Genomic DNA, 25439 nt, shown 5'->3' on the forward strand with positions numbered 1-25439 from the left:
CCGGTCAGTCTTTCCCGCACCTGTCGGTTTTCATAATCAGGCGGCAGGCGCATACGGCCATGCAGACCGCCGCGGTCAGCATTACCATCCAGCAAAGGTCCATCCGCATCCAGGTCAGGAATTTGATCTTGCTTTCCAGGGCGAATTCCATCGCCATGATTACGCCGCAGCACAGCAGGATGCCGGCCGACGGCACCGCGAAACGCCGGAAGGAGCGTTCCTCCCGGGGCGTACGAAGAATGCAGATTGCGATGATCAGCGCCATCGCGGGCAGGGCCAGCAGCTGGTTGATCTTCACAAATCCCCAGCGCAGCTCCAGGTCGATCCGGATGCTCTCCAGGAAGGTCTGCAGGGCTGCGTACAGTCCAAGGAACAGGAGCGCTTTCGTCCCGTCCCGGCGGGTCCGGATCCGCAGCAGCAGGATCAGGAATACGACCGCCGCAATTGCTTCGAGGAGGAATACCGGAAACCGCCACAGCTCGTCCGCGTCCAGCACGCCGAACGGAAACCGCTGGAAGAAGGAAGAGTCCTCCAGTTCAATCAAGGACCGGCCGAACATGGGGTCAAACCACTCTTCGATGTATTCGCCCAGTCCGACCCCCGCCAGGCTTTCCGCGCACCGGGCTGCCGCCGTAAACAGCGCAAAGGGCGCCGCCGCGCCGTCCAGGATCCGGGCGGTCCCCTGGTGCGTAATCCGTCCGGTCAGCCACGCGGCAAGGACGATCCCGGCCATGGTGCCGTACAGCATATAACCTCCTTCCGTAAAATGGAAGAAGGTTTCAGCGCCCCGGTCGATAAACCAGGGCAGGGATACGAGGAAGTAAAGGATCCGCCCGCAGAGGACGGCCAGGGGAATCGCAAACAGGCCGAACCAGCTCGCCGTCTCCGCCTTCAGGCGGTGGCCGCGGCTCAGGAGCCTCATCAGCAGCAGGCTGGCCAGCGCACCGGCCGCCAATGCGAGCCCGTAGGGATAAAATGTGAATGCACCCGCATCAATCGTTGTCATGGATTATTCTCCCGCCGCCGAAGCAAAATAGATGATATCCGAGATTCCCCGGCTGTTGGCGGTTTTGTTCACCATCTTGCCGTTGAGCAGCAGGTGGGCGGAGCCGCCGCCGTCCAGGTTGTAGGCCACCTTGCAGTCCGGCAGGATTTCGGGAATGAAATTTGCCAGTTCCTGAAGGTTGATGCCCACGCCGTTCCCGCCGTTGACCACCACGATCGCGTAGCGCAGGTGGTCCAGCTGGCAGATGCAGATCCGGGCGGTCGCCAGCTTGGCTTCATGCTCCTTGGAGGTAATGGTCTGTACCTCGCCGTTGTTGATCAGGGCCGGGCCGAAAGTGAAGGAGTTGACGGCAATCCGTCCGGACGCCTCCAGTTCGGCCAGGAATGCCTGCATATCCCCGCTGGTCGCGTTGGGGATAATCGAAAAATCGCCTTCGCTGTCAATCACCAGCACGTCTCGGGGATATTTCTGCTGGTCCAGCGCGTCCCGGTAAAATACGCCCTGCCGGATAATATATCCGAAGTCGTAGGTATACTTGGCAAAATCCGCGTTCATCGCCACGACCGCGCGCGTGCGCTTGGTCATCACATTGGAGCGTTCCTGCTTCCGGCTGTCATAGCTGCCGTCGCTGAAATACGTCCGCAGCTGGCTGGCATCCGCAATCTCCACCGTCACCCAGGTAATCGTGGTCTTGTCCGCGCTGGACTTGGTTTTGCGGGTTCGGCTGTCCAGCTGGATATGGATGGATTCATCCTGGTATTCTTCCTTGGAAATCCAGCCGTCCGCCTTCATTTCATCGCCGAAAACATTCATGTCCATCGCCAGCGGATGCGTTTCCGCAAGGGACGCCGGAGACGACACGACCATCGCCATGGCCGCCAGCAGCAGCACCGTCACAATCCAGCGGATAATCTTCCCGGTCACAAGCATGTTCCTCCCTGTGAGCATTTGGTAAATTATACCATGACAAGCTTTGTCTCCGCAAGATAAAAGCGTCCGGAAGGCTTCTCCCCCGCCCGGCCGGATCGGCCCCTCCGCCGGCCGCCTTCCGCGGCCGGGCGGATTGACATTTGGACGCCGGATGGGGTATGCTCCCGTCAGAAAAGGAGTAATCGGATATGGCAGAAAATATGGATTTCCAGATCTCCCCCGGCTTCAATCCCCTCACGGGAATGGATTACCCGGATCCGGATGTCATCCGGGTCGGCGATACGTATTACATGATCAGTACGACCATGCATTTCTTCCCCGGCGGAGTGATCCTCAGATCCCATGACCTCATCCGCTGGGAAATCTGCACATACCTGTATGAAACCCTGGAGCATACGCCCGGGGAAATCCTGGAAGGGGAGCAGACCGCCTACGGCCACGGCATGTGGGCGGCTTCCCTGCGGTACCACAACGGCCGGTTCTATGCGGTCTTCATCGCCCATGAGTGGCCGAAAACCTTCCTCTTCACGGCGGACCGCATCGAAGGTCCCTGGAAAAAGCAGTATATCGGGGGAATCTACCACGATTCTTCCCTGCTGTTCGATGAGGACGGCCGGGTGTATATCGTGTACGGCAACCGGAATATCCGCCTGACGGAGCTGCACGAAGACCTCAGCGGCCCGAAGGAAGGCGGCCTGGACCGGATCATCGTCCGGGATGCCCCGGGGGATTTCCTCGGGTATGAAGGCTCCCACATCTACAAAATCAACGGGAAGTATGTCCTCCTGATGATCCATTCCCTGCAGGACCGGTGGTTCCGCGCGGAAGCCTGCTTTACCGCGGATTCACTGGACGGGGAATGGACCGGCGGCGATGTGCTGGTTTCCGGCCTGGACGGGCTCAACAGCGGCGTGGCGCAGGGCGGCATCGTGGATACACCGGACGGCCGGTGGTTTGCCGTCCTCTTCCAGGACCGCGGCCCGGTCGGGCGGATTCCGGTCCTGGTTCCCGTCACCTGGAATGAATCCGGCTGTCCGGTTTTCGGTCCCGTAACAAAGGAAATTGCCAACACCTGCACCCGGCCGGACTGGGTTCCGGAACCCCTGGTTGCCGATGATGATTTCACCTCCCCCGCGCTGAAGAACGTCTGGCAGTTCAACCATGAGTCCCGGGAAGGCTGCTGGGAAACCGGAAACGGCGCCTATATCATCCGGACGGACAAAATCAGCCGGACCTTGGAGCATGCCCGGAATACCATCACCCAGCGCACCGTCCTTCCCGGCTGTGCGGCGGAGGTCACCGTGGACGCGTCCGCAATCCGGCCGGGGGATACCGCCGGCCTCTGCCTGCTCATCGGCAGCTACGGCCTGGCCGGAATCACCCGCGATGCCGGCGGGGTTGCGCTGGTCATGAAAGCCCGGAAGCCCGGGGAGAAGGAAGAAAAGGAGTACGCCCGGATCCCGTGGGACCGGGCGGAAGTCCGCCTGCGGGCCAATGTCCGCTTTGCCGGGCTGAAGGGCGAAGTGCAGTTTGAATACCGGGACGCGGCCGGATGGAAGCCGCTGGGGCCCGTCCATCCCATGGCCTTTGCACTGGATCATTTCACCGGCTGCCGGTTCGGGCTGTTCCTGTACGCGGCGGAAGAAACCGGCGGAAGCGCCGCTTTCCGCGAATTTACCTACCGGGTTCACAATCCGTCCTGCTGAATAAGCATCTGCCCCGGGCGCAAAAAACCAGGCTGAACTGTCAGCCTGGTTTTTTCATAGCCCCGTTTCCGGTGGATCACGGGATATTCTCCATGAAATCGTTCTTCCCCTGGTCCGGCCCCACCGCGGTATAGTACAGGCCAAAGGCCGTATTGTCGTGGTCGCCCACCGGTTTGAACTCATAGTGGCCGATTTTGACCTGGGAAACATGGTAAAGGAACGCTTCCCCGGCAATATCAAACCCCGTTTTCCCGCCGAATGATTCCAGCGGCTGGGTCCAGTCCATGGACACCTTATTCTTTTCATACTCGTGCAGGTAAAGCTTCTTCACCTGCCAGGTCCCGTATTCTTTGGCCGACTCCGGATATTTCCGGCTGTTGGCCGCATACTTGATGCAGGTCTTGGCGGAATCCGCCGTCGCTTTATGCGCGCTGTGCCCGTACTCGCCGCCTTCCCCGTGGGTCACCACCACCTCCGGTTTGAATTTCCGGAAGCATTCCGTCACCAGGCGGTGCACCCGTGTTTTTCCCTTCCACAGGGTATACTGCCTGGCCAGGTTTTTATGGCCGTTCTTGTCATGAAGCCCGATGAAATACGGATAATACCGCATCCCGCAGTGCCAGGCGGACTGCAGCAGTTCCAGCTGGCGTTCCTCATATTCCGGCGTCATCATGGCCAGCTGCACCTTGTAGCCGCGGTCGGCATACACCGGCATCAGCCCGGCAAACCAGAGCACTTCATCATCCGGGTGGCAGGCCAGCAGCATCATGTCCGCCTTGTCCAGGTCCTGCCAGTCCTGGACCTCTTCCGGTTTCTTTCCCTCGCCGAACAGCTGCAGCTCCGCAATCCGCAGCCGCTCCCTGCTCGTCGTCAGGATCCGGATCCGGTTCACCGGCTCCTCCAGCGGATGCCAGTTGCTCAGGTATTTGCTCTGCCCGATGGTTTTCCATTCCCCGTCCGCGCCCGCGGTTTGCAGGTCATAGGAATAATCCTGGTTGAACCGGTCGTACAGCATCACCGAAACGCCGTAGATCGGCTCCGGGCTGTCAATGGTCAGGAAACCGTTCTTTTCCTTCAGCGCAAAGTAGGTGCTGACGTCGCCGTCCGTCATCAGCTGGAAGGTGTTCTTTTTGCTTTCCTTGGAGTTGCCGCCCCAGGTGCATCCGGCAGTGATTTCCTCCGCATACGGCTCGGCCTCCGGTGGTTCGGCCGTTCCCCCGGGAATCATCGTCACCAGCAGCAGGAAAAGCAGGAATCCCGAAACCAGCCGGCGGGCATATCCGTTCATGCTCATTTTCCGCCACCCCATTCCCCGTTCAGGAAGTGATACCGCTTCTCCAGGTAATTCTTCAGGAACCGGACGTTCTCGCTGAATGAGCCGCCCGTCTGGGCTACCGTACTCGATACGTCCGGGCGCAGCCAGCGCTGGCGGTCCATCGCCGCGGAATCCTCAATGGACTTGGCCAGGCGGTCGATGGACTGGATGCCCGTTTCCCCGGCTTCGCGTTTGCCCAGCAGTACCTCCACGGCAGGCCGGGCCTTTTCCTGCCAGAGCTCCGCCACTTTCTGCCGGAAGTCCTCATGCCGGTACAGGGCCGGATACCAGGCGGTCTTGTCGCCCTTGGCGATCCACAGGTATTCCGGGTTCAGCACATACTTGGCGTTATGCTTCGCGGCATAGGAGCCGAAGGTGCTGTCATAGTCCCACGCGGGCCCGGCATAAATCTTCCCGCTGATGCTGTCCTGCGGCTTGTAGAAATACTGGCTGGAGGAATTCCCGTCGTAGTTTTCACTGATTTCTTCAACCATGTACTTCAGGGCCAGGGATTCCTCGTCCGCAATTTCCGTATAGTGTTTCCCGCTTTCCGGATCCTTTCCGTCCGATGCCATAATGGCGTTTTCAAACGACTGCATCAGGGCGGAAATATACTTCATCTGTGCGGATGATATGTATTCTGGTGATTTGGACACCAAGACCCCGCCCTTTTTCGTAGTATAGGCGCTGGCTTCCATTCCGTAGCGCACCGGATAGCTTTCGTATTCGATCAGGTAGCCTCCGGTAATATCCTCCGGATCCACCGGAATACTGTACGCTTTGTAATGGCCTTTGGTTGATGCCTTTTTGCCGACCAGTTTGTTTTTCTCCAGGGGCTCGCTGTTCACCTTTTCGGTTGCCTTTTCCAGGTCGGCAAACGCAACCCGGTCATTGTCAATCTCCACCTTTTCGGAAAAGAGGTACAGTCCCCGGTACTCGTGGTTGATGTACAGCTCCGCAGCGGTATGCTCCGGGGTGTAATCCAGGCCGATGGCCGCGGCCAGGTCCAGCACCGCCTGGTTCCGCAGGTAGGACTTGTCCCGGTAATTGCCGGTCAGAATCCATTTCTTGGCCTTGCCCATTCCCAGGAGGTCGGTTCCTTTGGCCAGCTTGATCTGGTAATTCTTCTTTTTGAACTGCATGGAGGAATTCCCGCGGGTCTTTACATGCTCCAGCTCGCCGTCATACTGGACGCTTCCGTCCGGGCCGCGGAACACAAGGTACCCGGGTTCCTTATTGTCCTTTTTCGCTTCGATTTTCTTCAGGCTGCCGCTCGCCGTGGTCACATACACCGCCGGCAGGTTTGCCGATCCCCGCATCACCTGCAGGCTGGCCCTGGTCTTTCCGATTTTGATCTGGTATTTTCCGGGTTTGATGATCCCGGCCCCGTCTCCGCTCTGCACCGAACGGGAGCCGAATGTGAACGGTACCCCGTCCGCGAGGCCGAATTTAAGGTCTTCCGTCTTCAGGTTTCCCGGAAGATACAGCGTATAGCCTTTTCCTTCATTCCTGTTGAATGTAATCGCGTCTGCCGTCAGCTCCCCGTCCGGTGAAATCCAGACCTCCGGTCCGCCGGAAGCCGCATGCGCTGCCCCCAGGCAGGCCAGCAGCGCCGCCAGGATCCACAGGAAAACCCGGATCCTGAATCCCCGTACTGTCATTCTTTTCCCTCCCGGATGCCGATCATCCCGTTGACGGTCCGCAGGTCCTTCTCCTTGACCCCTGCCGGCCGGTTGATCACATCATCCATAAAGATCATACAGGTGGTATTGCCGCCGTCCAGGTTCACCGCCTCAACGGCGCCCAGTTCAATCAGTTTGTCCGCCAGCCAGGTGATGGTGACCCCCACCGCGTCCTTCCGGCGGCCCAGGACGTCCACGGCCAGGATGGTCCCGTCCGCGGTGATCCCCATGGCCATCCGCGGGGCCCGGTCCGTGGTCCGCCACTTTTTCAGGTCCGGGCACACCGTGCCGTTCTCCACCAGGATCGGGCCGAAGGCAAATGTGCTCACGACGCCCATGTCCAGGTATTCCTGCGCGGTGTGCGAATCCGATTCATATGTTTTCATGTGCCCGTCGTCAAAAAGGGCAATCAGGTCCAGGGGCGGCCATACCCGGCTGTCCCCTTTTTTCGTTTTTTCGGACCAGACCCGGCCGTTCCGGATCACAATGCCCGTTGTCTGCTTGTTCAGCATCCGGTATCCGAAGAAATCGTCGGAAAACGCGAATACGGCCTTGTGGTCCCGGACAATCGTCGTCGGTTTGGAAAGGAACGTGCCGGATTTGGTCATTTTCTCCGGCGGCGCTTCATTCACCATCGCGCCGAAAAACGCCGGTTCCCGGTAGCGGATGGCCGCTTCCAGCCACTGGTGCGGCACGGATTTGTCCACACGCTGCCGGACCTCCACATGGATATCCCGGCTCACATAGCTCCATACCCCGGCCTTCCGGTCCGCGTAGACGTAGGGCTTCTCCGCGTCATAGAACCCTTCCTCATCCAGCGGGATCTTCGTCTTCCCGGCCGGTTCAGGCATAAGGAACCGGGCCGGCGCCTTCCCGTTGCTGCTGTCGGCCGCCGCCCGCTTCTTTCCGTCCTTTCCGATGCAGTTATCCGAAAAAATCAGTTCCTGCAGTTCGGGGGTGGCGATTCCCGTCTGCCGGAGTCCGTTCTTTTTCTGGAGCTGCCGGATTCGTTCCACTGTGTTTTTGTTATAGTCATCCCCAAAGTTCCGGGAGGTAATGTAGCCGAGGTCAAACAATCTTTCCTTCAGCGCCGTCACGTCCGGGCCGCTGTCTCCTTTTTTCAGCTCCCGGTAGGAAGCCTCCGCGAAAACCCCGGTAACAATCACCGCCAGCAGCAATAACACGGCCACGGCCGCCGCTGCCGGGAGCGCTTTATATTTCTTCATTTTTCTGCCTGCTTATTCGTTCACAATAATCCGGACCTTGGCATTCTCGATGGTATAGTGGGTTTCGGCCTGGATCGGCTCATCGCCGCTCCGGATGGTGATCCTTCCGCCGATAATCTCCACATAACCCAGGGAGGATTTTTCCTTATTGGTGCTCTTGATGCCGTCCTTGCCCGCGTTGATCTCGATCTCGCCGCCGGCAATCTGCACGCTGTCCTTCCCCTTGATGCCGTGCCGGACAGCTTCCACCACAATCTTCCCGCCGCGGATGACCAGGGTGTCCTTGGACGCGATTCCGTCCACCCGTCCGCCGGTCACCTGCAGGCTTCCGCTTCCCTCAATCACAAGGTCTGCCGCGGAAAACAGCACCGCGCTCGGATCCTCATCCGGATCCGCGTTGCTCTGCGGTCCGTCGGAAATAATGTTCTCTGTTCCTTCCGCCAGGGAGATCACCGCCTGCCGGCCGCACCTTTCCACTTCGATGGCCGCGCTCGCCTTGTTGTGGATTTCCACCCCGCTCAGGACAAGGACAACGTCGCCCTTTTCCTTCACGTCCACATGAATCTGCCCGTCGGTCAGTGTGCCGGAGAGCACGTAGGTTCCGGGTTTTTCAATCCGGACCACCCCGTTGTCAAAGGACACGCCCTCTGTTTCCTGCTCCAGCCCCATGTCTGAAAAAGAAACAACAGCCGCGTCTTCTCCAAGGACAGGTACTGCTGCGAACAGCATGATCACCAGCAGGATAATCACGCTTTTCTTCATCATCCGGGTTCCTCCATTCCTCCATATTCTGCCGGTCCTGCCGTTCGTTCCGGGCAGGGGGCAGAACGATATTCTCCAGATTAAATATATATGATTCAGTTTTCTATGTCAATGGACACCCGTTTCGGCAGGCAGATCCTGGGTTTGCGGAAATCCCGGGGCGGCAGGTCTTTCCGGCGCCCTCCGGAATACAAAAAAAAGCCGGGACTGCAGGATCCCGGCAGTCCCGGCCTGGAAGCCGGTTTTCAGGTGTCCGTCCGGACGGCCTTCATGGCAATCTTGTCCCGGTACATGGCCTCATCGGCCCGGCGCAGCACTTCCTCGGTGGATGCGTCGCGGCCTTTTTCGTATTTTGCGATCCCCGCCGCGGCGGAAACCTTTTCCCATGGCTGCAGGGAATCATCCGCCTGCAGCTTTGCCGCTTCCTCCTTGAATGCGCGGATGCGTTCCTCCGCGCCTTCCTGGGCTTTTCCTTCCAGGATCACCGCAAACTCATCCCCGCCGATCCGGTATACATGTTCTTCCTCGAACACCTTCCGGATCAGGTTCGCGGCATGCTGCAGGTAAAGGTTGCCCTGCTCATGGCCGTAGGTATCATTCATCCGTTTCAGGAAGTTGATATCGATCATCACAATGGAGAAATCCGCGTCCCCGGTATCTTCCTTTTTGTTCAGCACGTCATTGTAATCATAGTATGCGGTCCGGTTCTGCAGTCCGGTCAGCGTGTCCTGGTAGGCCCGGTCCTCCAGTTTATCCATCTTCCGGATCACACCCCGGTCTGTGGCAAAAATGCTCACAGCCAGGATGATTCCCAGCACAATCAGGAAAATGAGCCCAACCTGGCTGATGACGTTCCAGGTATATTCCCGCAGCATATCCATGGAACTGTCCGCGCCGACGTAGCACCGGCAGTTTCCTTCCGCGTCGCGGACCGGGGTCAGCACCGTCAGCACATGGCCGTATTTTTCATTGGACTCAATCGACGGAACTTCTTTTCCCACCAGCAGGTCCGGAATATACGGCTGGTATGCCGGGAAGAACGGTTCCACCGTTCCCGGTTCCGACCCGGCAAACTGCTCCGTGTTCAGGTCAAACACCACATGGAAACCGTCCTCCCGGACCTGGTAGACGTACAGGTAAACGATATCCGGGTAGGCTTCCCGCAGCAGGTACAGCTTGTGTTCCGTCTCAGCATAGCCGGGATAATTCCGTCCCTGCTCCAGGTATCCGTCAATATCTTCCACGTCGATGATATCCCCGGCAATCAGGCCGGTCAGTCCCTTTGAGTAATCCTCAAGGTCCCGGATCTCATATTGCCGGAATGTATGGAAACTGATCAGGATATATGCCGCGGTCATCACCAGGAGCACGGCCACCACCGGAATCAGGATCTTCCGTCTGCCGATTCCCTTTTTCATTTTTTTACACCTTCTGTGTCTTGAAAATCCTTGTTTTTCTTTTCGCCCCGGAAGGCGTTTTTTCCTGCTTCCGCGCTTTCCCTTGTTGCGGGTCCTGTTCCATGGTATGATGAATCCGCAGTACCGGACAGCGGGGGAGTGGAAAAAATGCAGATGCTGATGGAAGCGGCAAAGGACTATATCCGGACTCTCTTTGCGGAGAATACGGACGGCCACGGATTCGGGCATTCCATGCGGGTGTACCGGAACGCCCTGCTGATCCTGGAAACAGAACCGGAGGCGGACCGGCTGGTTGTTTCCCTGGGTGCCCTGCTCCATGACGCGGACGACCATAAGCTGTTCCATACGGAGAACAACGCCAACGCCCGGCGTTTCCTGCGCGGGCAGGGAATCAGTCCGGAAACGGAAGACCGGATCTGTGAGGCGGTCAATTCCGTTTCCTTCAGCCAGAACGGCGATAAACGTCCCGCAACAACCGAAGGCCGGATTATCCAGGATGCGGACCGGCTGGACGCGATCGGGGCCATCGGAATTGCCCGGACGTTTGCCTACGGCGGAAAGCACGGACGGCCGCCGGAGGATTCCATCGCGCATTTCCATGAAAAGCTGCTCCTGCTGAAGGACAGGATGAATACGGAAAAAGCCCGGGTAATGGCGGCCTCCCGCCATGCGTTCATGGAACAGTTCCTGCGGGAATGGGACCGGGAGCAGGAAGAAACTTAATTGAAGATGCACATAGAAAGGACTATAACTGCATGGAACAGAACACTCCCGCGGCGACGCATGCCCGCAAAGGATATCCCGGCCGTGGCGAAGCGGAGCGGATCCTGGCGGAAGCCGAACCGCTCAACCCCGGTCCCTGGGGAGATCACAGCCGCACAGCGGCCCACTGCGCGGAGAAAATCGCGCTGTACGCGGGCCTGGATCCCGACAAGGCGTATGTCCTCGGCCTGCTCCACGATATCGGCCGCCGTTTCGGCAAGCGCCACCTGGGGCATGTATCCGACGGATATACGTATATGATGTCCCTCGGCTATGAGGATGCCGCCCGGATCTGCCTCACGCATTCCTTCAACGACAAACGCATGGAAAGCTATGTCGGGAGCTTTGATACCAGTGAGGAGGAAACCCGCCTCATCCGGGAAAAGCTGCAGGAGGCGGTATATGATGATTACGATCTCCTGATCCAGCTGTGCGATTCCATCTCCGGTGCGGAAGGCGTCATGGACATCATCGACCGGATGGGCGATGTGAAGCGCCGCTATGGGTTTTATGATCCGGATAAATGGAACAGGAACCTGGAGCTGAAAGCTTATTTTGAGGAAAAAATGGGAAAAGACCTGTACGAAGCCGTTGAGAAGGACACTTTTACCCCGGGTGCCGGCTGATTTTCGGAAAACGGATAATTGATACTTGACGCAGTGCCGGATTACAGGGTATACTCACTCCAATGTTTCCGGAAAGGAGCTCTTCCCATGACGATGAACGGTATGGTTTATATGATGGCCGAAGCGTATTGCTGGGGTTATTATTTCACATACCATCGTCCGAAGAGCCGATAAGCCCGTTTCCGGAAAATGCACCCGCATTGAAGATCACTTATCGTTCGTCGGATAAGTGATCTTTTTTATATTCAGGAGAAGAAAGGAAGCGTGAATGAAATGAACAAACCCGGAACACAGCAGCTGGAAACCCATCGGCTGATCCTTCGCCGTTTCCGCGCGGAGGACGCGGAAGACATGTTCAGGAACTGGGCGTCGGACCCGGAGGTCACCCGATACCTGACCTGGCCGGCCCACGGCAGTGTGGAGATCACCCGGATGGTCCTGGCGGACTGGATTTCCCGCTACGATGACGGCAGTTTCTTCAACTGGGCAATCGTCCTGAAGGAAACCGGAGAAGTCATCGGGAATATCGCGGCGGTCAGTGTCATTGAGCCCCTTGAATCTGCGGAGCTCGGATACTGCCTCGGCCGCGCCTTCTGGGGCCGCGGCATCATGCCCGAAGCCCTCCGGGCGGTCAACGCCTGGCTGTTTGAGACCGCGGGGCTCCGCCGCGTCATCGCGCATCACGATGTAAACAATCCCGGTTCCGGCCGGGTCATGGCCAAGGCTGGCATGAAGCTGGAAGGCATCCTGCACGGAGCCGGAAGGAATAACCAGGGCTTCTGCGATGTCGCCCAGTATGCTCTCCTCCGGGAAGACGCGGAAGTCCCCGTGCAGGAATCTGCCCTCTCCCCGGTCGCCGTCCGGCTGGCCCGGGAGGAGGACCTGGACCGCGTCAATGAACTGCGCCGGGAGGTCAATGACCTGCACGTCGCCGGAGTCCCGGATGTTTTCAAACCGGGTTTCTGCGACGAACTGCGGGATTTCCTGTACGTGATATGGAAAAACCCCCAGCAGGAAATCGTCATCGCGGAGCTGGAAGGAAAGGTCTGCGGCTTCGCGGTCCTGAACCATATCAATAAGCCGGAAAACCCCTTCATGTTTGAGCGGGATTTCCTGGATATTGACGAATTCGGCGTCGATGCCTCCTGCCGCCGGCAGGGCGTTGCCTCCGCGATGATCCGGTTCATCCGGGAATTCGCGCGGGAAAAAGGCTTCCGCCGGATTGAGCTGAACATGTGGGAGTTCAACCGCGGCGCCCTGGCCTTCTACGAGACGGCCGGTTTTTCCACCTTCCGCCGGTACATGGAAATCAAATTCCCGGAATAATCCCCCATGCCGCCATTCCGGCGGCTTTTTCTTTTTTGAGAACGGTTCTCATTTTTCTTGACATGTATCCCATCGATGCATATAATTGAGAACGGTTTTCAAATTCGGCATATGCCGAAGGACCCGGTTCAATGACTGGAGCAACCGGTTTTTGATCTCGTCCGGTCAGTCATTGAAACCCTGGAGGATGATCCTATGAAGCGCAGAAAACTGCTGGCCGTATTGCTGGCTTCCGTTCTTTTCCTGGTTTCCGCAGCCGTCCCGGCTGTGGAAGCGGAGGGGGAAAAGCTGGATATTGTCACCACCATTTTCCCGGTATACGACTGGATCCGGCAGGTATCCGGCGGCGCGGAGCACGCGCAGGTCACCATGCTGCTGGACAGCGGGGTGGATCTCCACAGCTACCAGCCCACCGCGGCGGATATGATGCGAATCGCCTCCTGCGATGTATTTGTCTATGTCGGCGGGGAATCGGACAAATGGGTGGAGGATGCCCTGAAAAGCTCTGTCAACCCGGACCAGGTGGTCATCAGCCTGCTGGATCTCCTGGGTGATGACGTGAAGGCCGAGGAGCTCATCGAGGGGATGGAGCCGGAATCCCATGAGGAAGATGAAGAGGAGGAAGCAGACGAGCATGTCTGGCTTTCCCTGCGCAATGCCCGGAAACTGGTCACCGGGATTGCCGCCCGGCTTGCGGAAGCCGACCCGGACTGCGCGGAAGCGTATACCGCCGGCGCCGCTGCCTACTGTGACCGCCTGGACGCGCTGGACGCGCAATATTCGGAAGTCATCGCCTCCGCCGCGCATCAGGTGGTTCTTTTCGGCGATCGTTTCCCGTTCCGTTATATGGCGGATGATTACGGCCTCACCTGCTATGCCGCCTTCTCCGGCTGCTCCGCGGAAACGGGCGCCAGCTTCAAAACCATCGTTTTCCTGGCGCAGAAACTCGACGAGCTGGACCTGCCGGTCGTACTGGCCATCGAAGGATCCGACTGCAGGATCGCGGAAACCGTCATCCAGTCTTCCGCGAAGAAAGACCGGAAAATCCTCACGCTGGATTCCATGCAGGGGGTCACCGCCGCGGAGATTCAGGCGGGAGCCAGCTATCTGTCCATCATGGAGCAAAACCTGGAAGTGCTGCGGGAAGCGCTGAACTGAACCCTCCCGCCTCCCTTGCCATCAGGGCGGATTCCTGGTATCCTTACCGGTAAATTCCGCTCACAGGAGGAACCGTATGAAACGCCTGCCCTGCCTGGCCGCCATCGTTGATTTCGACCGGACGCTGCTCCGTACGGATAAAACCATCTCCGGCTACACCGTCCGCGTCCTGCAGCTCTGGCAGGAAAACGGGGGCCGGCTCTTCGCCGCCACCGCGCGGCCGGAGCGGGCCATCGGGGAATACTGCCGGCAGGTCGCCTTCGATGCGGTCTGCACGCTGAACGGTGCCCGGACGATCACGAAGGATTCCGTGATTGAGAACCCCATCCCGGAAGGCAGTGCCCTTTCCGTGCTGGAACAGTTTTCCGCCATCCCCGGCATCGTCCTTTCCGTGGAAGCGGAAAACGGGATTTACGCCAATATGGATATCCCGCCCTGGGCGCCGAAGGTCACGGACCGCCTCCTGGATCTTCCCCTGGCGGAGAAAATCTATAAAATTCTCGCCAGCCATCCGGAGCTCCCGGCGGATCAGCTGGCGGTCCGCCTGCCGGATGATACCTACTTTTCCGTGGCCGAGGGGAAACTGCTCCAGGTCATGAGCCGCTCCGCCACCAAATGGAACGGCGTCCGGAATATGCTGGACGCATTCGGGATTGATCCGACCCGGGCGGTCTTCTTCGGCGATGACAATGATGATATTGAGCCCATCCGGCAGTGCGGCTGCGGGGTTGCGGTCCGCAATGCCCTGGAGGATGTCCGGGCGGCCGCGGATGAAATTGCGGAAAGCAACGATGAGGACGGGGTTGCCCGGTTCCTGGAGCGGCTGATGAATTCGTAATGAAGAAACAAAAGCGCCGGAAGTGCTGTGCACTTCCGGCGCCTTTCATTTTCCCGGTTACTCTTTCCGGCGCTTCCGGAGCAGGTATTCATCCAGTTTGGTTTTCACGCTGTCCGGGATTTCCCGGGAAACGGGGCACTTCACCGCGTCCGCCATGGCCAGCGTAAAGTCGGTGAGGAAATCGATATCCTCAGCCAGCTGCGTTTCGGAAAGCAGCGTCTTGGTATCATAGCGGTTATGAATGGTCGCCTGGGACTTGGGGGCGATCCGCGCAAAGGACAGTGCCGGCACTCCGTGATCCGCGAAGGGGGTGGAGTCGCTGGAATAAACATCCTGCCGCCCGTACAGGCCCCATCCGCGCAGGGCGCAGAAATACTCAATGAAATGGAGCAGCTTGTCTTCCGCGCTGACGCAGGTGATGAACCGTCCCATATAGGTGCCGATCATATCCAGGTTGATGTTCAGCGCAACCTTCCCCAGTTCTTTTTCATGGGCCGCGGTATACGCCTTGGAACCCAGCAGGCCGACTTCCTCGCTGCCGCAGAACACGAACCGCAGCCCGTAGCGGAGCGGGGCCTTTTCGCGCAGCGCTTCCATGATTCCCAGCAGTCCCACGCAGCCGGACATATTGTCATACGCGCCGTGGGAAAGCGGCGTGGAATCGTAATGGGCCGTCAGCACGATCCATTCGTCGGTTCTCCCGGGAATCTCCGCTACCACGTTCTGGGATTCCCCGGCGGTTTCCTCCTGCTCAATCCGGATCGATACCGACGCGGGAGCGGATTTCACCAGCTCAAAGGCGTCCTTCGCGTTGATATTGACGCACGGCACCTTCTTCCCCAGGGATACGTAGGGGCGCAGCATCTTCTGGTCGATATCCCGGTCTTCAAAGTGGATATCCCCGTCGTAGGTAATGAATCCGACCGCGCCGGCATTCAGCAGGTCATGGTAAACCCAGTAGGTAATCCCCGTATCCAGCAGGACGATCTTTCCCTTCGCCTGCGCGCAGGAAGCCGGGTCCGTATTGGGCAGGTAGCACAGCGGCGCTTCCACGCTTCCGCTGCCGCACAGCTTGTACCCCTTGCAGGGGATCTCCCGGCCGTCGGCGGTCAGCACCGCTTCCCGGATCTCCGCCGTCCATACGTCAAACGGCTCCAGGGCGGCCTGTACGCCGTATTTCCGGCATTCCTCCGCCAGGTAAACCGCCGCCGTCTTTTCCGCCTCCGAACCGCTGGTCCGGATGTAGTCCGTCCTGTCCAGAATCTCCCTGATCTTTTCCTGTGTCATGCTGTTTTTCTCCTTCAGCCGGGTCTTCTCTTCCATTGATCCGGTATATATTCGTATATATTCGCCGAAAACAGGCGCTGCCCCTGCTTTTCGCAGGGGCAGCGCGTAAACCGGATTCACAGGAGCGCCCGGAGCGCCTCCCGGACCGCCGCGGCAAACCGGGCGTGTCCTTCCGGGTCCATATGTTCTTCATCGGCCGGGCTGGCCGCCGCGTAATCGGACGCGGCCAGGAAGCTGTTCCCCCGCCGGGCCGCGATCCCGCGGTAAATTTCCCGCAGCGCTTCGCACACCCGCACGGACTGCCGGTCAAACGCCGGGTCCTTGTCCGGTCTCCATACGTCTTCTCCCAGCCGCAGCGGGGAGCAGACCAGGATCCGTTCCGGAGGCACCAGGTTTTCGAACCGGTCCAGGCATTGTTCCAGCCCGCGGCCGATTTCCTCCGGTGCGGCATGGAAAGCGGCCTTGCAGTCGTTGGTGCCGAGCATCAGGATCACGGCATCCAGGTTTTCCGTCCCGGCATACCGGGCAATATCGTCGATTCCCCGGAGGCCCGGCCGCACCGGATCCTCATACACGGTGGTGCGTCCGCATACGCCGTCCTCCAGGATCCGGATCCCCCGGCTTTCCAGTTCCTTCTGCAGCCGGCCCGTCCAGCGGACGTCCGCGGGATACCGTTCCCCCGCGGAGGCGGGAACCAGTCCCCATGTGTTGGAATCCCCGAAAGCCAGTACCTGTTTCATGCCGTTTCTTCCTTTATTCTGCGGCCCCTTTCTCCTGCCGTTTCCGGTAGTCCTCCAGGGCGGACTGGATGGCCTCCTCCGCGAGTACGGAGCAGTGGAGCTTGTGGGCCGGAAGGCCGTCCAGCGCTTCCGTCACCGCCTGGTTCGTCAGCTGCATCGCTTCGGAAAGCGGCTTGCCCTTGATCATCTCCGTGGCCATGGAGCTGGAGGCGATCGCGCTGCCGCAGCCGAATGTTTCAAACTTCACGTCCTGGATGATGTCATCCTCAATCTTCAGGTACATCTTCATGATGTCCCCGCACTTGGCGTTGCCGACTTCGCCCACGGCATTCGCGTCCTCAATGACGCCCACATTCCGCGGATGAAGGAAATGGTCCATGACTTTTTCACTGTACAGTGCCATCTTGCTGTCCCTCCCGGTTACAGAATATGCGGAATCTTTCCGCTCTGCAGGTCCCGCCACACCGGCGAGAAGCTGCGCAGGTATGCCACCATGTCCTTTACGGCGGCAATGATCTCGTCCACGTCCTCCGGGGTGTTTTCCCGCCCGAGGGTCAGGCGCAGGGAACCGTGCGCCACGTCATGCACCCGGCCGATCGCCAGCAGCACGTGGCTGGGATCCAGGGAGCCGGAGGTGCAGGCGCTGCCGGAGGAGGCGCTGATGCCCTTCTCATCCAGCAGGAGCAGCAGGGATTCCCCTTCAATGCCTTCAAAGCAGAAGCTCACGTTCCCGGGAAGGCGCTTTTCGGCGTCCCCGTTCAGCGAGGAGTGCGGGATTTCATTCAGCCCGGCAATCAGCCGGTCCCGGAGCACCGTCAGCCGGGCGGCTTCGGCATCCCGCTCGGAAACGCTTTCCTTCAGCGCCGCGGCCATGCCCACGATTCCGGGCAGGTTTTCCGTGCCGGCGCGCTTTCCCTTTTCCTGCGCGCCGCCGTTGATCAGCGGCAGCAGCGGCAGTCCCTTCCGGGCATACAGGAAACCGACGCCCTTGGGGCCGTGGAACTTGTGGGCGGAAGCCGACAGGTAATCAATGTCCTCCGCCTTCACGTCGATATCCAGCGGTCCCACCGCCTGCACCGCGTCCGTATGGAACGGCACCTTGCGGGCCCGGCAGATCTCCCCGATCTCCCGGATCGGCTGGATGGTGCCGATCTCGTTGTTGGCGGTCATCACGGTCACCAAGCAGGTTTCCGGCCGGATGGCGGCTTCCACCTCTTCCGGGCGCACCACGCCGTTCGTGTGCACGTCCAGCAGGGTCACCTCGAATCCTTCGGTCTTCAGCTGCTCCAGCGTATGAAGCACCGCGTGGTGCTCAAAGGCAGTGGAGATGATATGGTTCTTTCCTTTCCGTTTCCCGGCCAGGGCCGCGGAACGGATCGCCTGGTTGTCCGCCTCGCTTCCGCCGGAGGTGAAATAAATCTCCCGCGGCTCCGCATTGATCACCGCGGCGATTTCCTGCCGCGCGTTTTCCAGGGTCTCTTTGGCCTGCTGCCCGATCCGGTACAGGCTCGACGGGTTTCCGTATTCCTCCCGCATGCACTGGGTCATGACGGCGATGGCCGCCTCGCTCATGGCGGTGGTCGCGGCGTGGTCCGCGTATATGCTCATTCCGTAATCTCCTTTGCTTGGGTCTGGGTCGTTACCACGGGCATTATATTCCATTTTGCCTACTATGTCAATAGGTAATTAAACGGCCTCTTTCGCGCTTCAAAATTCATGTTTGACATAAAGTGAACTCGAAGGTTTACCATTCTTTTCAGGAAGGAAAAATACACATCGGATCATCATTCATCGGGAGGAAGGTCATATGTTCGGTTTCAATTACTACACCCCCACCAAGGTCGTTTTCGGAAAGGGCACGGAGTCCCGGGTGGCGGAGCTGGTCCGGGAATTTGGCGGCAAAAAGGTCCTGATTCATTACGGCGGCGGGAGCGTCATCCGCTCCGGCCTCCTGCAGCGGGTTACGGATACGCTGGATGCGGCCGGTATCCCCTACGTCACACTGGGCGGCGCGGGCCTTGCCGCCGTATGGGGAAGCTGGGCGCGCTATGTCTGCCCGGAATGCCTGCCCCGGTTCAAACGCTTTGCCCTCAATGTGATGGGCGTGGATCCGTCCGGTACGGATGCGGAAATCGCCCTGCGGGGAATCGAAGCGCTGGAGGCCTTCTTCCGCCGGATCGGAATGCCCACGAACCTGCGGGAGCTGGGAGTGGCCGCCACGGACGAGGACCTGGCCCTCATGGCCCACAAGTGCGCGGTCGGCGTCGGCGGCGCCATGGGCTCCGCCCGCCTGCTGAAAGAAGAGGATATGCTGGCCATCTACCAGGCCAGCCGGTAAATCCCGGTGTCCCGGACCGTACGATCCGGGGTTTTTTTGATTCCCCGGCAGATGGATGGTTCGGGGAACCGGAAAGCCCGTGCCCCGGGCGGTCGGAACAGAAAAGGTAAGATTTTTTCGATCGCAATCGATTACGTTTAAAAATGATTTGCATATTTGCATTTGTTGCTGAAATCGGCTTTGATTCTGTTGACAGTAGGTCCGTTTTGTGCTAAATTACGACCAGATGTGAAATGGTTTGAACCCATATATCTTTTGAATTTATAGGACAGTTGTCCTGTAAAAAATAAAAAGGAGTGTGTAACCCTATGAAGAAGATCTTGGCTCTGGTTATTGCCCTGGCTCTGTGTCTCGGCTGCGCTTCCGCGTTCGCGGATACCGTCGGTGTTTCCATGCCGACCAAGGATCTGCAGCGTTGGAATCAGGATGGTGCCAACATGGAAGCCCTGCTGAAGGATGCCGGCTATGATGTCGACCTTCAGTTCGCCTCCAACGACGTTCAGCAGCAGCTGAACCAGGTAACGAACATGATCAACAACGGCTGCAAGGTCGTCGTGATCGCCGCCATCCAGGGCGATGCTCTGGGTTCTGCGCTGGAACTGGCCAATGAAAAGGGCGTCAAAGTCATCGCTTATGACCGCCTGCTGATGGCCTCTGAGTTCGTTGACTACTATGCCACCTTCGACAACTACATGGTCGGCACCGTGCAGGGCACCTATGTGAAGGAACAGCTGGACCTGGACAATGCGGAAGGCCCCTTCAACCTCGAAATCACCGCTGGCGACCCCGGTGACAACAACGCCCTTTACTTCTATCAGGGTGCAATCGATGTCCTGAAGCCCTACATCGACGCTGGCAAGCTGGTCATCCCGTCCAGCCAGTTCGAATTCGCTGATGTTGCCACCCCCAGCTGGAAGACTGACGTTGCCCAGACCCGTGCGGACGGCATCCTGGCTTCCTTCTATGCCGGCGGCGAAAACATCGATGCCTGGCTGTGCTCCAACGACTCCACCGCCCTGGGCGTCACCCTCGCTCTGGAAGCGAACTACGATGGCGAATGGCCGATCATCACCGGTCAGGACTGCGACGTTTCCAACACCAACAACATGATCGATGGCAAACAGTCCATGTCCGTATTCAAGGACACCCGGACCCTGGCTGCTCAGGTCGTGAAGATGGTTGGCCAGATCCTGAAGGGTGAAGAGGTTGACGTCAACGACACCGAAACCTATAACAACGGCGTCAAGGTCGTTCCTTCCTTCCTGTGCGAGCCCGTATTCGCGGATGCCAACAACTACAAGACCCTGCTGATCGATTCCGGCTACTACATTGAGACGGCTGACGGTCACGTTGACAAGCTTCCCGAATAATTGAACCCGAATCCGATTTTGTCCTGGATGCAGGCGGGCAAGGCCCGCCTGCATCCTTTAGGAATTCTGAGATTTCTCACCGCTCAAACGTCCTGCAGACCGTGGGACGGTCTGAAAGGAAAGCTGGAGGAGAGCCATGGCAAAAATATTGCTGGAAATGCGGAACATTACCAAAACATTCCCGGGTGTCAAGGCCCTTGACAACGTGAATTTTCAGGTGGAAGAAGGGGAAATCCATGCGCTGGTCGGTGAAAACGGCGCCGGAAAATCCACCCTCATGAATGTATTGAGTGGCATTTACCCCTACGGCACCTATGAAGGGGACATCGTCTACGATGGAAAAGTCTGCCAGTTCCATACGATTAAAGACTCCGAAAAACTGGGCATCGTCATCATCCACCAGGAGCTGGCGCTGGTTCCGGAAATGACGATCGGCGAAAATATGTACCTGGGCAATGAATGCGGTCACAAATTCGCCATCAACTGGAATAAAACCTATTCTGAAGCTGATAAATACCTGAAGATGGTCGGGCTTTCCGAAAGTTCCAAGACATTGATCAAGGATATCGGTACCGGCAAACAGCAGCTGGTGGAAATTGCGAAGGCCCTGGCCAAGAACGCGAAGCTGCTGATCCTGGACGAGCCCACATCCTCCCTGAACGAAGAAGATTCCCGCGCGCTGCTCGACCTCATGCTCGAGTTCAAAAAGCAGGGGATGACCATGATCATCATCTCCCATAAGCTGAATGAGGTCGCCTACGTAGCGGATACGATAACGGTGGTCCGCGATGGAGCCACGATTGAAACAATCGATAATCGGGGAACGGAGCCGGTCTCCGAGGAACGGATTATCAAAGGAATGGTCGGCCGTGAAATGACGAACCGGTTCCCCAAACGGGAAGGGGTTCAGATCGGCGACATCAAAATGGAAATCAGCAACTGGACCGTTCATCATCCGCTCTATCCGGAGCGCAAGGTGGTGGACAATGTTTCCATGTATGTCCGCAAAGGCGAAGTCGTAGGAATCTACGGCCTGATGGGTGCCGGACGGACAGAGCTGGGCATGAGCATCTTCGGTCAGAGCTACGGTGTCAACTTTTCCGGCAAGCTGAAAATTGACGGAAAGGACGTTCACCTGAAAAAGAGCGAGGCCGATGCCATTAAACACAAGATCGCCTATGTCACCGAGGATCGGAAGGGAAACGGCCTGGTCCTGAGCCAGTCCATCAAGGTCAACACTTCCCTGGCCAACCTGGATGAGATTTCCAGCCATACGGTCATCGACGGAGATAAGGAATACGCCGTGGCTGAAGAATACCGCGACAAGCTGAAAATCAAAACTCCTTCCGTGGAACAGCTGGTGGGCAACCTCTCCGGCGGTAACCAGCAGAAGGTGCTGCTGGCCAAATGGATGTTCGCCCATCCCGATATTATGATCCTCGATGAGCCGACCCGCGGTATTGACGTCGGCGCCAAATACGAAATCTACTGCATCATCAACGACCTGGCAGCAGAAGGAAAATCCGTGATCATGATTTCCTCCGAGCTGCCGGAAGTACTGGGCATGAGCGACCGGATCTACATCATGAACGAAGGAAAATTCGTCGGTGAGATGAAGGCGGAAGAGGCAACACAGGAAAGCATTATGGCTGTGATCCTCCAGTCGGGAAGAGGTGATTGATCATGAGTGAACGGAATTTCAACGCCGGGGCATTCTTCCGTAAATATACGATGACCATTGCCCTGTTTGTTGTCACGATCGGCTTTGCCATCTTAACCCAGGGGAAAATCCTGCTTCCGGCCAACATCACCGGCCTGATTTCTGAAAACGCCTATGTGTTTGTACTGGCCACCGGTATGCTGTTGTGCATCCTCACCGGCGGAAACATCGACCTTTCCGTCGGTTCGGTTGTCTGCTTTACGGCAGCGGTCGGATGTACGATGATGGTATCCGGTGTCAATGTATGGATTGTCGTGCTGACCATGCTGGCCATAGGTCTGGTGATCGGCGCTTTCCAGGGCTTCTGGATCGCCAAGCTGCATGTTCCGGCATTCATCGCAACGCTGGCCGGCATGTATGCCTTCCGTGGCTTGACCAATGTAGTGCTGAACGGCCTGCGCGTGGACGTTACCAACCAGACCTTTCTGGACCTCTTCGGCAACGGCAAGACCAGCTATATCCCGGATTTGATCCGGCAGTCCAGTGAAAGCCTCAACGGGTTGTTCACCAAGGACAATGCCTTCCTGAGCGGGCTGATCGGAACCAACTTTGTCGAAAAGTTCAACCTGACCTGCCTGGTCATCGGCGTGATATTCGTCCTGGTGTTTATCATTCTGAGAATCCGGAAAATCCTGGTGCAGAAAAAGTTGGGAATCAGCCAGTCCATTCCGGGGCAGGTCATTTCAATGGTGATCATCTCCGCGCTGGTGATCTGGATTACGTTCAAAATGGCGTGTTACCGGGGCTTTCCGAATGTGCTCATCTGGATCGGCCTGGTATTGGGCGTCTATGCCTATGTGACCACCAAAACAGCGATGGGCCGCCATCTGTATGCGGTCGGCGGCAATGAAAAAGCCACTGCCCTTTCCGGTGTCAAAACGCGGAATGTCTATTGGTTTGCCTATGCCAACATCGGCCTGCTGGCCGGTCTGGCAGGCATCCTGACAGCCGCCCGCGCGAAGGGCATCGACCCGGTATACGGCGAAGGCTATGAGATGGATGCCATCGCATCCTGCTTCATCGGCGGCGCCTCCGCATACGGCGGAACCGGCAAGGTTTCCGGTATGATCATCGGTGCCCTGCTGATGGGTATTATCAACAAAGGTATGATCATCATCGGTGTTGACGCGAACTACCAGAAGGTGGTCAAGGGCCTGGTGCTGCTGATCGCCGTAATCTTCGACGTGCTGTCCAAACGGCAGAAACGGTAACGCAGGGAGGAGGACATAGTATGAAAGGGAAAAATCTGGCCGCATCGTTGAAAAAGAATGCGATGCTGATCGTCCTGGTCCTTGTGTACCTGTTTTTCCTGGTGCTCACCCAGGGCGGTATCTTCAAACCATCCAGCTTTTCAGAGCTCATCAACCAGAACGCGTACGTTTATATCCTGGGCACCGGCATGATGATGTGCATGCTGACCGGCGGCAACATCGACCTGAGCTGCGGCGCGGTGGTATGCCTGCTGGGCGCGCTGGGCGGCGTATTCATGATCGTTGCCAAACTGGGAACCGGCGTCTCAATCCTGCTCCTGCTGCTGATCGGTATCGCATACGGCTGCGGACTGGGCGCGCTGATTGCGTATGTGCATGTTCCGCCGTGGATTGCAACGCTCGCCGGATATCTTTCTTTCCGTGGGCTGGGAACTTCCATCCTTTCAAGCAATTCCAAAACCGGTTCGCTTGCGCCGTTCCCGGTTGATTTCCAGAATCTGTTCTACGGCAGGGTATTCCCTTCAGAAAAGGGCGTGCTCAATATCCCCTGCCTCCTGTTCGGTATCCTGGCCGCTGCGCTGGTTGTCTTCGTGGTTTTCCGGACCCGCGCTGTCCGCTTAAAGAAGGGATATGAAGCAGATACTGTCCGTCAGGCTGCCGCCAAGAGCGGGATCGGCGCTGCCGCCATCCTGCTGGTGATGACCCGCCTGTCCCTGGACGGCGGCATTCCGACCACACTCCTGTGGGTAGCCGGCGTCATCCTGATTTACAGTTTCATCACCAGCAAGACCACCATTGGCCGCCATTTCTATGTCGTGGGCGGCAACCAGGAAGCCGCCCGGCTCTCCGGCGTGAGCACCAAGCGGATTATGTTCCTGGCTTACCTGAATATGGCTTTCCTGACCACTGTTGCCACCATGACCGTCATTGCCCGTTCCCAGTCCGCATATGCGGATGTCGGAAAGAACTTTGAGATGGACGCGATCTCCGCCTGCGTGGTGGGTGGTGTTTCCGCCAGCGGCGGCGCAGGAAGCGTACTGGGCATGGTGATCGGTGCCACCCTGATCGGCGTAATCAACCTGGGTATGAGCCTGATCAGTCTGGACGCGAACTACCAGCGCGTGGTCAAGGGCTTTGTCCTGCTGGCTGCCGTGGTGTTCGATATCCTGTCCCAGAAAAAGAGCAAATAATCATCAGTCTCCGGCTTTTCGGAACCCCCGTGACAGCTGTCACGGGGGTTCCGGGTCCACAAGGAGGGTTTTGGATCCATGAATAATCGGAAAAACCGTGCTTATCTCCTGGGAATTGCAGGCGGTTATCTGGGATACCTTGCCTATGAGCTCTTCCGTGACCGGAATCTCCCGGATACAACCATGACTCCCCTCGCACGCTGGCTGTTCATCGGGCTGTTCGTCCTCTGCGGAGCCGGCCTGGTCATATATGCCGTTATCTCATGGATAAAAGCCGGTAAGGAAAAGCAAGAGGCGGAAAGCGACAATCCGGACAGCCTGAAATGATACCGGGAAGGAAAACAACCAATGAACGAATGGATCGCAAAGCTGGAACAGGCTTTCACTGATTATCGGCAGGAGCTGGAAGAATGCGAAAAAAAAGCAAAGCCGACAGATGGCCTGCTGGGCTTCGGAAAGTCGGTCAAGGACGATGCCTGCCATGACCGCTTTGACGCCAGGATCAGCGAAATCACAGAAGCGATCGCCGCAGGCAGGCCTTCCGCAGAAGACGCGGAGCAGGCGCTTCGCCTGCTGTTGATGCGCAGCTGTGAAGAGGGATGGCATCTTTCCGCGCAATGGATGCTTCGCGCGGCAGAGCGCCATTGTCTTTCCCTGATTCCGTTCCTGAAACCCGAATCGGCAAAAGCCATTTGCCGGGAATACGGTGAATGCTATAAGCGCTGGGATCGTCTGCCGGCGCAGAAGGAAGTATACAAAGCCCTGAAAGCACAGGGAAAGGAATCATGAAAAATCATACTGCATTTGGACCATACTGAAAGGAGCTCT

Annotated in this window: 24 protein-coding genes; 13 read left to right on the plus strand and 11 right to left on the minus strand. The window is 58.0% G+C overall.

Annotated features, from left to right (window positions below; translation table 11 throughout):
* Positions 1-4: 4 nt before the first annotated feature.
* Positions 5-1006: a prolipoprotein diacylglyceryl transferase gene (locus JNO48_05605; protein ID QTE69375.1), complete on the minus strand. Its 1002-nt coding sequence runs from the start codon at positions 1004-1006 to the stop codon at positions 5-7.
* 3 nt (positions 1007-1009) lie between these two features.
* Positions 1010-1930: a phosphodiester glycosidase family protein gene (locus JNO48_05610; GenBank protein QTE69376.1), complete on the minus strand. Its 921-nt coding sequence runs from the start codon at positions 1928-1930 to the stop codon at positions 1010-1012.
* A 206-nt stretch (positions 1931-2136) separates the two neighbouring features.
* On the opposite strand from JNO48_05610, the gene JNO48_05615 reads away from it, so the two are divergent.
* A complete protein-coding gene (locus JNO48_05615; protein QTE69687.1) occupies positions 2137-3642 on the plus strand; it encodes a family 43 glycosylhydrolase in 1506 nt (501 codons plus the stop codon).
* 76 nt (positions 3643-3718) lie between these two features.
* On the opposite strand, the gene JNO48_05620 is transcribed toward JNO48_05615, so the two are convergent.
* The 5 genes from JNO48_05620 to JNO48_05640 all read right to left on the minus strand — a co-directional run bounded on the left by JNO48_05620 (position 3719) and on the right by JNO48_05640 (position 10045).
* Positions 3719-4936, minus strand: a complete 1218-nt coding sequence (locus tag JNO48_05620; GenBank protein ID QTE69377.1) for a PIG-L family deacetylase — start codon at positions 4934-4936, stop codon at positions 3719-3721.
* The gene (locus JNO48_05625) at positions 4933-6618 is read right to left on the minus strand and encodes a CotH kinase family protein (protein QTE69378.1); all 1686 of its coding nucleotides are present in this window, start codon (positions 6616-6618) and stop codon (positions 4933-4935) included. The genes JNO48_05620 and JNO48_05625 overlap by 4 nt, the downstream gene beginning before the upstream one ends.
* The gene (locus tag JNO48_05630) at positions 6615-7865 is read right to left on the minus strand and encodes a phosphodiester glycosidase family protein (protein QTE69379.1); all 1251 of its coding nucleotides are present in this window, start codon (positions 7863-7865) and stop codon (positions 6615-6617) included. The genes JNO48_05625 and JNO48_05630 overlap by 4 nt, the downstream gene beginning before the upstream one ends.
* Before the next feature lie 12 nt (positions 7866-7877).
* Positions 7878-8630 carry a carbohydrate-binding domain-containing protein gene (locus JNO48_05635; GenBank protein ID QTE69380.1) on the minus strand — a complete coding sequence of 251 codons (753 nt, stop codon included), beginning with the start codon at positions 8628-8630 and terminating at the stop codon, positions 7878-7880.
* Between the two features lie 242 nt (positions 8631-8872).
* Positions 8873-10045, minus strand: a complete 1173-nt coding sequence (locus JNO48_05640; GenBank protein ID QTE69381.1) for a GGDEF domain-containing protein — start codon at positions 10043-10045, stop codon at positions 8873-8875.
* Positions 10046-10192: 147 nt separating this feature from the next.
* Between JNO48_05640 and JNO48_05645 the strand changes: the two genes are divergently transcribed.
* The 5 genes from JNO48_05645 to JNO48_05665 all read left to right on the plus strand — a co-directional run bounded on the left by JNO48_05645 (position 10193) and on the right by JNO48_05665 (position 14755).
* Positions 10193-10768 carry an HD domain-containing protein gene (locus JNO48_05645; protein ID QTE69382.1) on the plus strand — a complete coding sequence of 192 codons (576 nt, stop codon included), beginning with the start codon at positions 10193-10195 and terminating at the stop codon, positions 10766-10768.
* A 32-nt stretch (positions 10769-10800) separates the two neighbouring features.
* On the plus strand, positions 10801-11433 hold the full coding sequence (locus tag JNO48_05650; GenBank protein ID QTE69383.1) for an HD domain-containing protein: 633 nt from the start codon (positions 10801-10803) through the stop codon (positions 11431-11433).
* Positions 11434-11706: 273 nt separating this feature from the next.
* Positions 11707-12759 carry a GNAT family N-acetyltransferase gene (locus JNO48_05655; GenBank protein ID QTE69384.1) on the plus strand — a complete coding sequence of 351 codons (1053 nt, stop codon included), beginning with the start codon at positions 11707-11709 and terminating at the stop codon, positions 12757-12759.
* 195 nt (positions 12760-12954) lie between these two features.
* Positions 12955-13917 carry a zinc ABC transporter substrate-binding protein gene (locus JNO48_05660; GenBank protein ID QTE69385.1) on the plus strand — a complete coding sequence of 321 codons (963 nt, stop codon included), beginning with the start codon at positions 12955-12957 and terminating at the stop codon, positions 13915-13917.
* Between the two features lie 76 nt (positions 13918-13993).
* Positions 13994-14755, plus strand: coding sequence for an HAD hydrolase family protein (locus tag JNO48_05665; protein QTE69386.1), 762 nt, complete (start codon positions 13994-13996; stop codon positions 14753-14755).
* A 57-nt stretch (positions 14756-14812) separates the two neighbouring features.
* Here JNO48_05665 and JNO48_05670 read toward each other — a convergent pair whose 3' ends face one another.
* From JNO48_05670 to JNO48_05685, 4 genes are all read right to left on the minus strand, one after another.
* Positions 14813-16042 carry a Zn-dependent exopeptidase M28 gene (locus JNO48_05670; GenBank protein QTE69387.1) on the minus strand — a complete coding sequence of 410 codons (1230 nt, stop codon included), beginning with the start codon at positions 16040-16042 and terminating at the stop codon, positions 14813-14815.
* Between the two features lie 116 nt (positions 16043-16158).
* On the minus strand, positions 16159-16782 hold the full coding sequence (locus JNO48_05675) for an arylesterase (protein QTE69388.1): 624 nt from the start codon (positions 16780-16782) through the stop codon (positions 16159-16161).
* A gap of 13 nt (positions 16783-16795) precedes the next feature.
* Positions 16796-17185, minus strand: coding sequence for a Fe-S cluster assembly scaffold protein NifU (gene nifU, locus JNO48_05680; GenBank protein QTE69389.1), 390 nt, complete (start codon positions 17183-17185; stop codon positions 16796-16798).
* A gap of 17 nt (positions 17186-17202) precedes the next feature.
* Positions 17203-18390 (minus strand): cysteine desulfurase, encoded by a 1188-nt coding sequence (locus JNO48_05685; GenBank protein QTE69390.1) that lies wholly within the window; start codon positions 18388-18390, stop codon positions 17203-17205.
* 199 nt (positions 18391-18589) lie between these two features.
* Between JNO48_05685 and JNO48_05690 the strand changes: the two genes are divergently transcribed.
* From JNO48_05690 to JNO48_05720, 7 genes are all read left to right on the plus strand, one after another.
* Positions 18590-19120, plus strand: coding sequence for an iron-containing alcohol dehydrogenase (locus JNO48_05690; protein ID QTE69391.1), 531 nt, complete (start codon positions 18590-18592; stop codon positions 19118-19120).
* 308 nt (positions 19121-19428) lie between these two features.
* Positions 19429-20490 (plus strand): sugar-binding protein, encoded by a 1062-nt coding sequence (locus tag JNO48_05695; GenBank protein QTE69392.1) that lies wholly within the window; start codon positions 19429-19431, stop codon positions 20488-20490.
* Positions 20491-20626: 136 nt separating this feature from the next.
* Positions 20627-22171, plus strand: coding sequence for an ATP-binding cassette domain-containing protein (locus JNO48_05700; protein ID QTE69393.1), 1545 nt, complete (start codon positions 20627-20629; stop codon positions 22169-22171).
* Positions 22172-22221: 50 nt separating this feature from the next.
* A complete protein-coding gene (locus tag JNO48_05705) occupies positions 22222-23421 on the plus strand; it encodes a sugar ABC transporter permease (protein ID QTE69688.1) in 1200 nt (399 codons plus the stop codon).
* 20 nt (positions 23422-23441) lie between these two features.
* Positions 23442-24611 carry a sugar ABC transporter permease gene (locus JNO48_05710; GenBank protein QTE69394.1) on the plus strand — a complete coding sequence of 390 codons (1170 nt, stop codon included), beginning with the start codon at positions 23442-23444 and terminating at the stop codon, positions 24609-24611.
* 78 nt (positions 24612-24689) lie between these two features.
* Positions 24690-24938: a hypothetical protein gene (locus JNO48_05715; GenBank protein ID QTE69395.1), complete on the plus strand. Its 249-nt coding sequence runs from the start codon at positions 24690-24692 to the stop codon at positions 24936-24938.
* A 21-nt stretch (positions 24939-24959) separates the two neighbouring features.
* On the plus strand, positions 24960-25400 hold the full coding sequence (locus JNO48_05720) for a hypothetical protein (GenBank protein QTE69396.1): 441 nt from the start codon (positions 24960-24962) through the stop codon (positions 25398-25400).
* Positions 25401-25439: the final 39 nt, after the last annotated feature.

Source organism: Clostridiales bacterium (assembly GCA_017569285.1).
Classification (GTDB): Bacteria; Bacillota; Clostridia; order Christensenellales; family Aristaeellaceae; genus Aristaeella.

Excerpts from the sequence above, each read along its gene's own strand:
- JNO48_05605 (QTE69375.1), bottom strand. The coding sequence starts at position 1,006 with ATGACAACGATTGATGCGGGTGCATTCACATTTTATCCCTACGGGCTC.
- JNO48_05615 (QTE69687.1), top strand. The coding sequence starts at position 2,137 with ATGGATTTCCAGATCTCCCCCGGCTTCAATCCCCTCACGGGAATGGAT.
- JNO48_05620 (QTE69377.1), bottom strand. The coding sequence starts at position 4,936 with ATGAGCATGAACGGATATGCCCGCCGGCTGGTTTCGGGATTCCTGCTT.
- JNO48_05625 (QTE69378.1), bottom strand. The coding sequence starts at position 6,618 with ATGACAGTACGGGGATTCAGGATCCGGGTTTTCCTGTGGATCCTGGCG.
- JNO48_05630 (QTE69379.1), bottom strand. The coding sequence starts at position 7,865 with ATGAAGAAATATAAAGCGCTCCCGGCAGCGGCGGCCGTGGCCGTGTTA.
- JNO48_05635 (QTE69380.1), bottom strand. The coding sequence starts at position 8,630 with ATGATGAAGAAAAGCGTGATTATCCTGCTGGTGATCATGCTGTTCGCA.
- JNO48_05640 (QTE69381.1), bottom strand. The coding sequence starts at position 10,045 with ATGAAAAAGGGAATCGGCAGACGGAAGATCCTGATTCCGGTGGTGGCC.
- JNO48_05645 (QTE69382.1), top strand. The coding sequence starts at position 10,193 with ATGCAGATGCTGATGGAAGCGGCAAAGGACTATATCCGGACTCTCTTT.
- JNO48_05650 (QTE69383.1), top strand. The coding sequence starts at position 10,801 with ATGGAACAGAACACTCCCGCGGCGACGCATGCCCGCAAAGGATATCCC.
- JNO48_05655 (QTE69384.1), top strand. The coding sequence starts at position 11,707 with ATGAACAAACCCGGAACACAGCAGCTGGAAACCCATCGGCTGATCCTT.
- JNO48_05660 (QTE69385.1), top strand. The coding sequence starts at position 12,955 with ATGAAGCGCAGAAAACTGCTGGCCGTATTGCTGGCTTCCGTTCTTTTC.
- JNO48_05665 (QTE69386.1), top strand. The coding sequence starts at position 13,994 with ATGAAACGCCTGCCCTGCCTGGCCGCCATCGTTGATTTCGACCGGACG.
- JNO48_05670 (QTE69387.1), bottom strand. The coding sequence starts at position 16,042 with ATGACACAGGAAAAGATCAGGGAGATTCTGGACAGGACGGACTACATC.
- JNO48_05675 (QTE69388.1), bottom strand. The coding sequence starts at position 16,782 with ATGAAACAGGTACTGGCTTTCGGGGATTCCAACACATGGGGACTGGTT.
- nifU (QTE69389.1), bottom strand. The coding sequence starts at position 17,185 with ATGGCACTGTACAGTGAAAAAGTCATGGACCATTTCCTTCATCCGCGG.
- JNO48_05685 (QTE69390.1), bottom strand. The coding sequence starts at position 18,390 with ATGAGCATATACGCGGACCACGCCGCGACCACCGCCATGAGCGAGGCG.
- JNO48_05690 (QTE69391.1), top strand. The coding sequence starts at position 18,590 with ATGTTCGGTTTCAATTACTACACCCCCACCAAGGTCGTTTTCGGAAAG.
- JNO48_05695 (QTE69392.1), top strand. The coding sequence starts at position 19,429 with ATGAAGAAGATCTTGGCTCTGGTTATTGCCCTGGCTCTGTGTCTCGGC.
- JNO48_05700 (QTE69393.1), top strand. The coding sequence starts at position 20,627 with ATGGCAAAAATATTGCTGGAAATGCGGAACATTACCAAAACATTCCCG.
- JNO48_05705 (QTE69688.1), top strand. The coding sequence starts at position 22,222 with ATGACCATTGCCCTGTTTGTTGTCACGATCGGCTTTGCCATCTTAACC.
- JNO48_05710 (QTE69394.1), top strand. The coding sequence starts at position 23,442 with ATGAAAGGGAAAAATCTGGCCGCATCGTTGAAAAAGAATGCGATGCTG.
- JNO48_05715 (QTE69395.1), top strand. The coding sequence starts at position 24,690 with ATGAATAATCGGAAAAACCGTGCTTATCTCCTGGGAATTGCAGGCGGT.
- JNO48_05720 (QTE69396.1), top strand. The coding sequence starts at position 24,960 with ATGAACGAATGGATCGCAAAGCTGGAACAGGCTTTCACTGATTATCGG.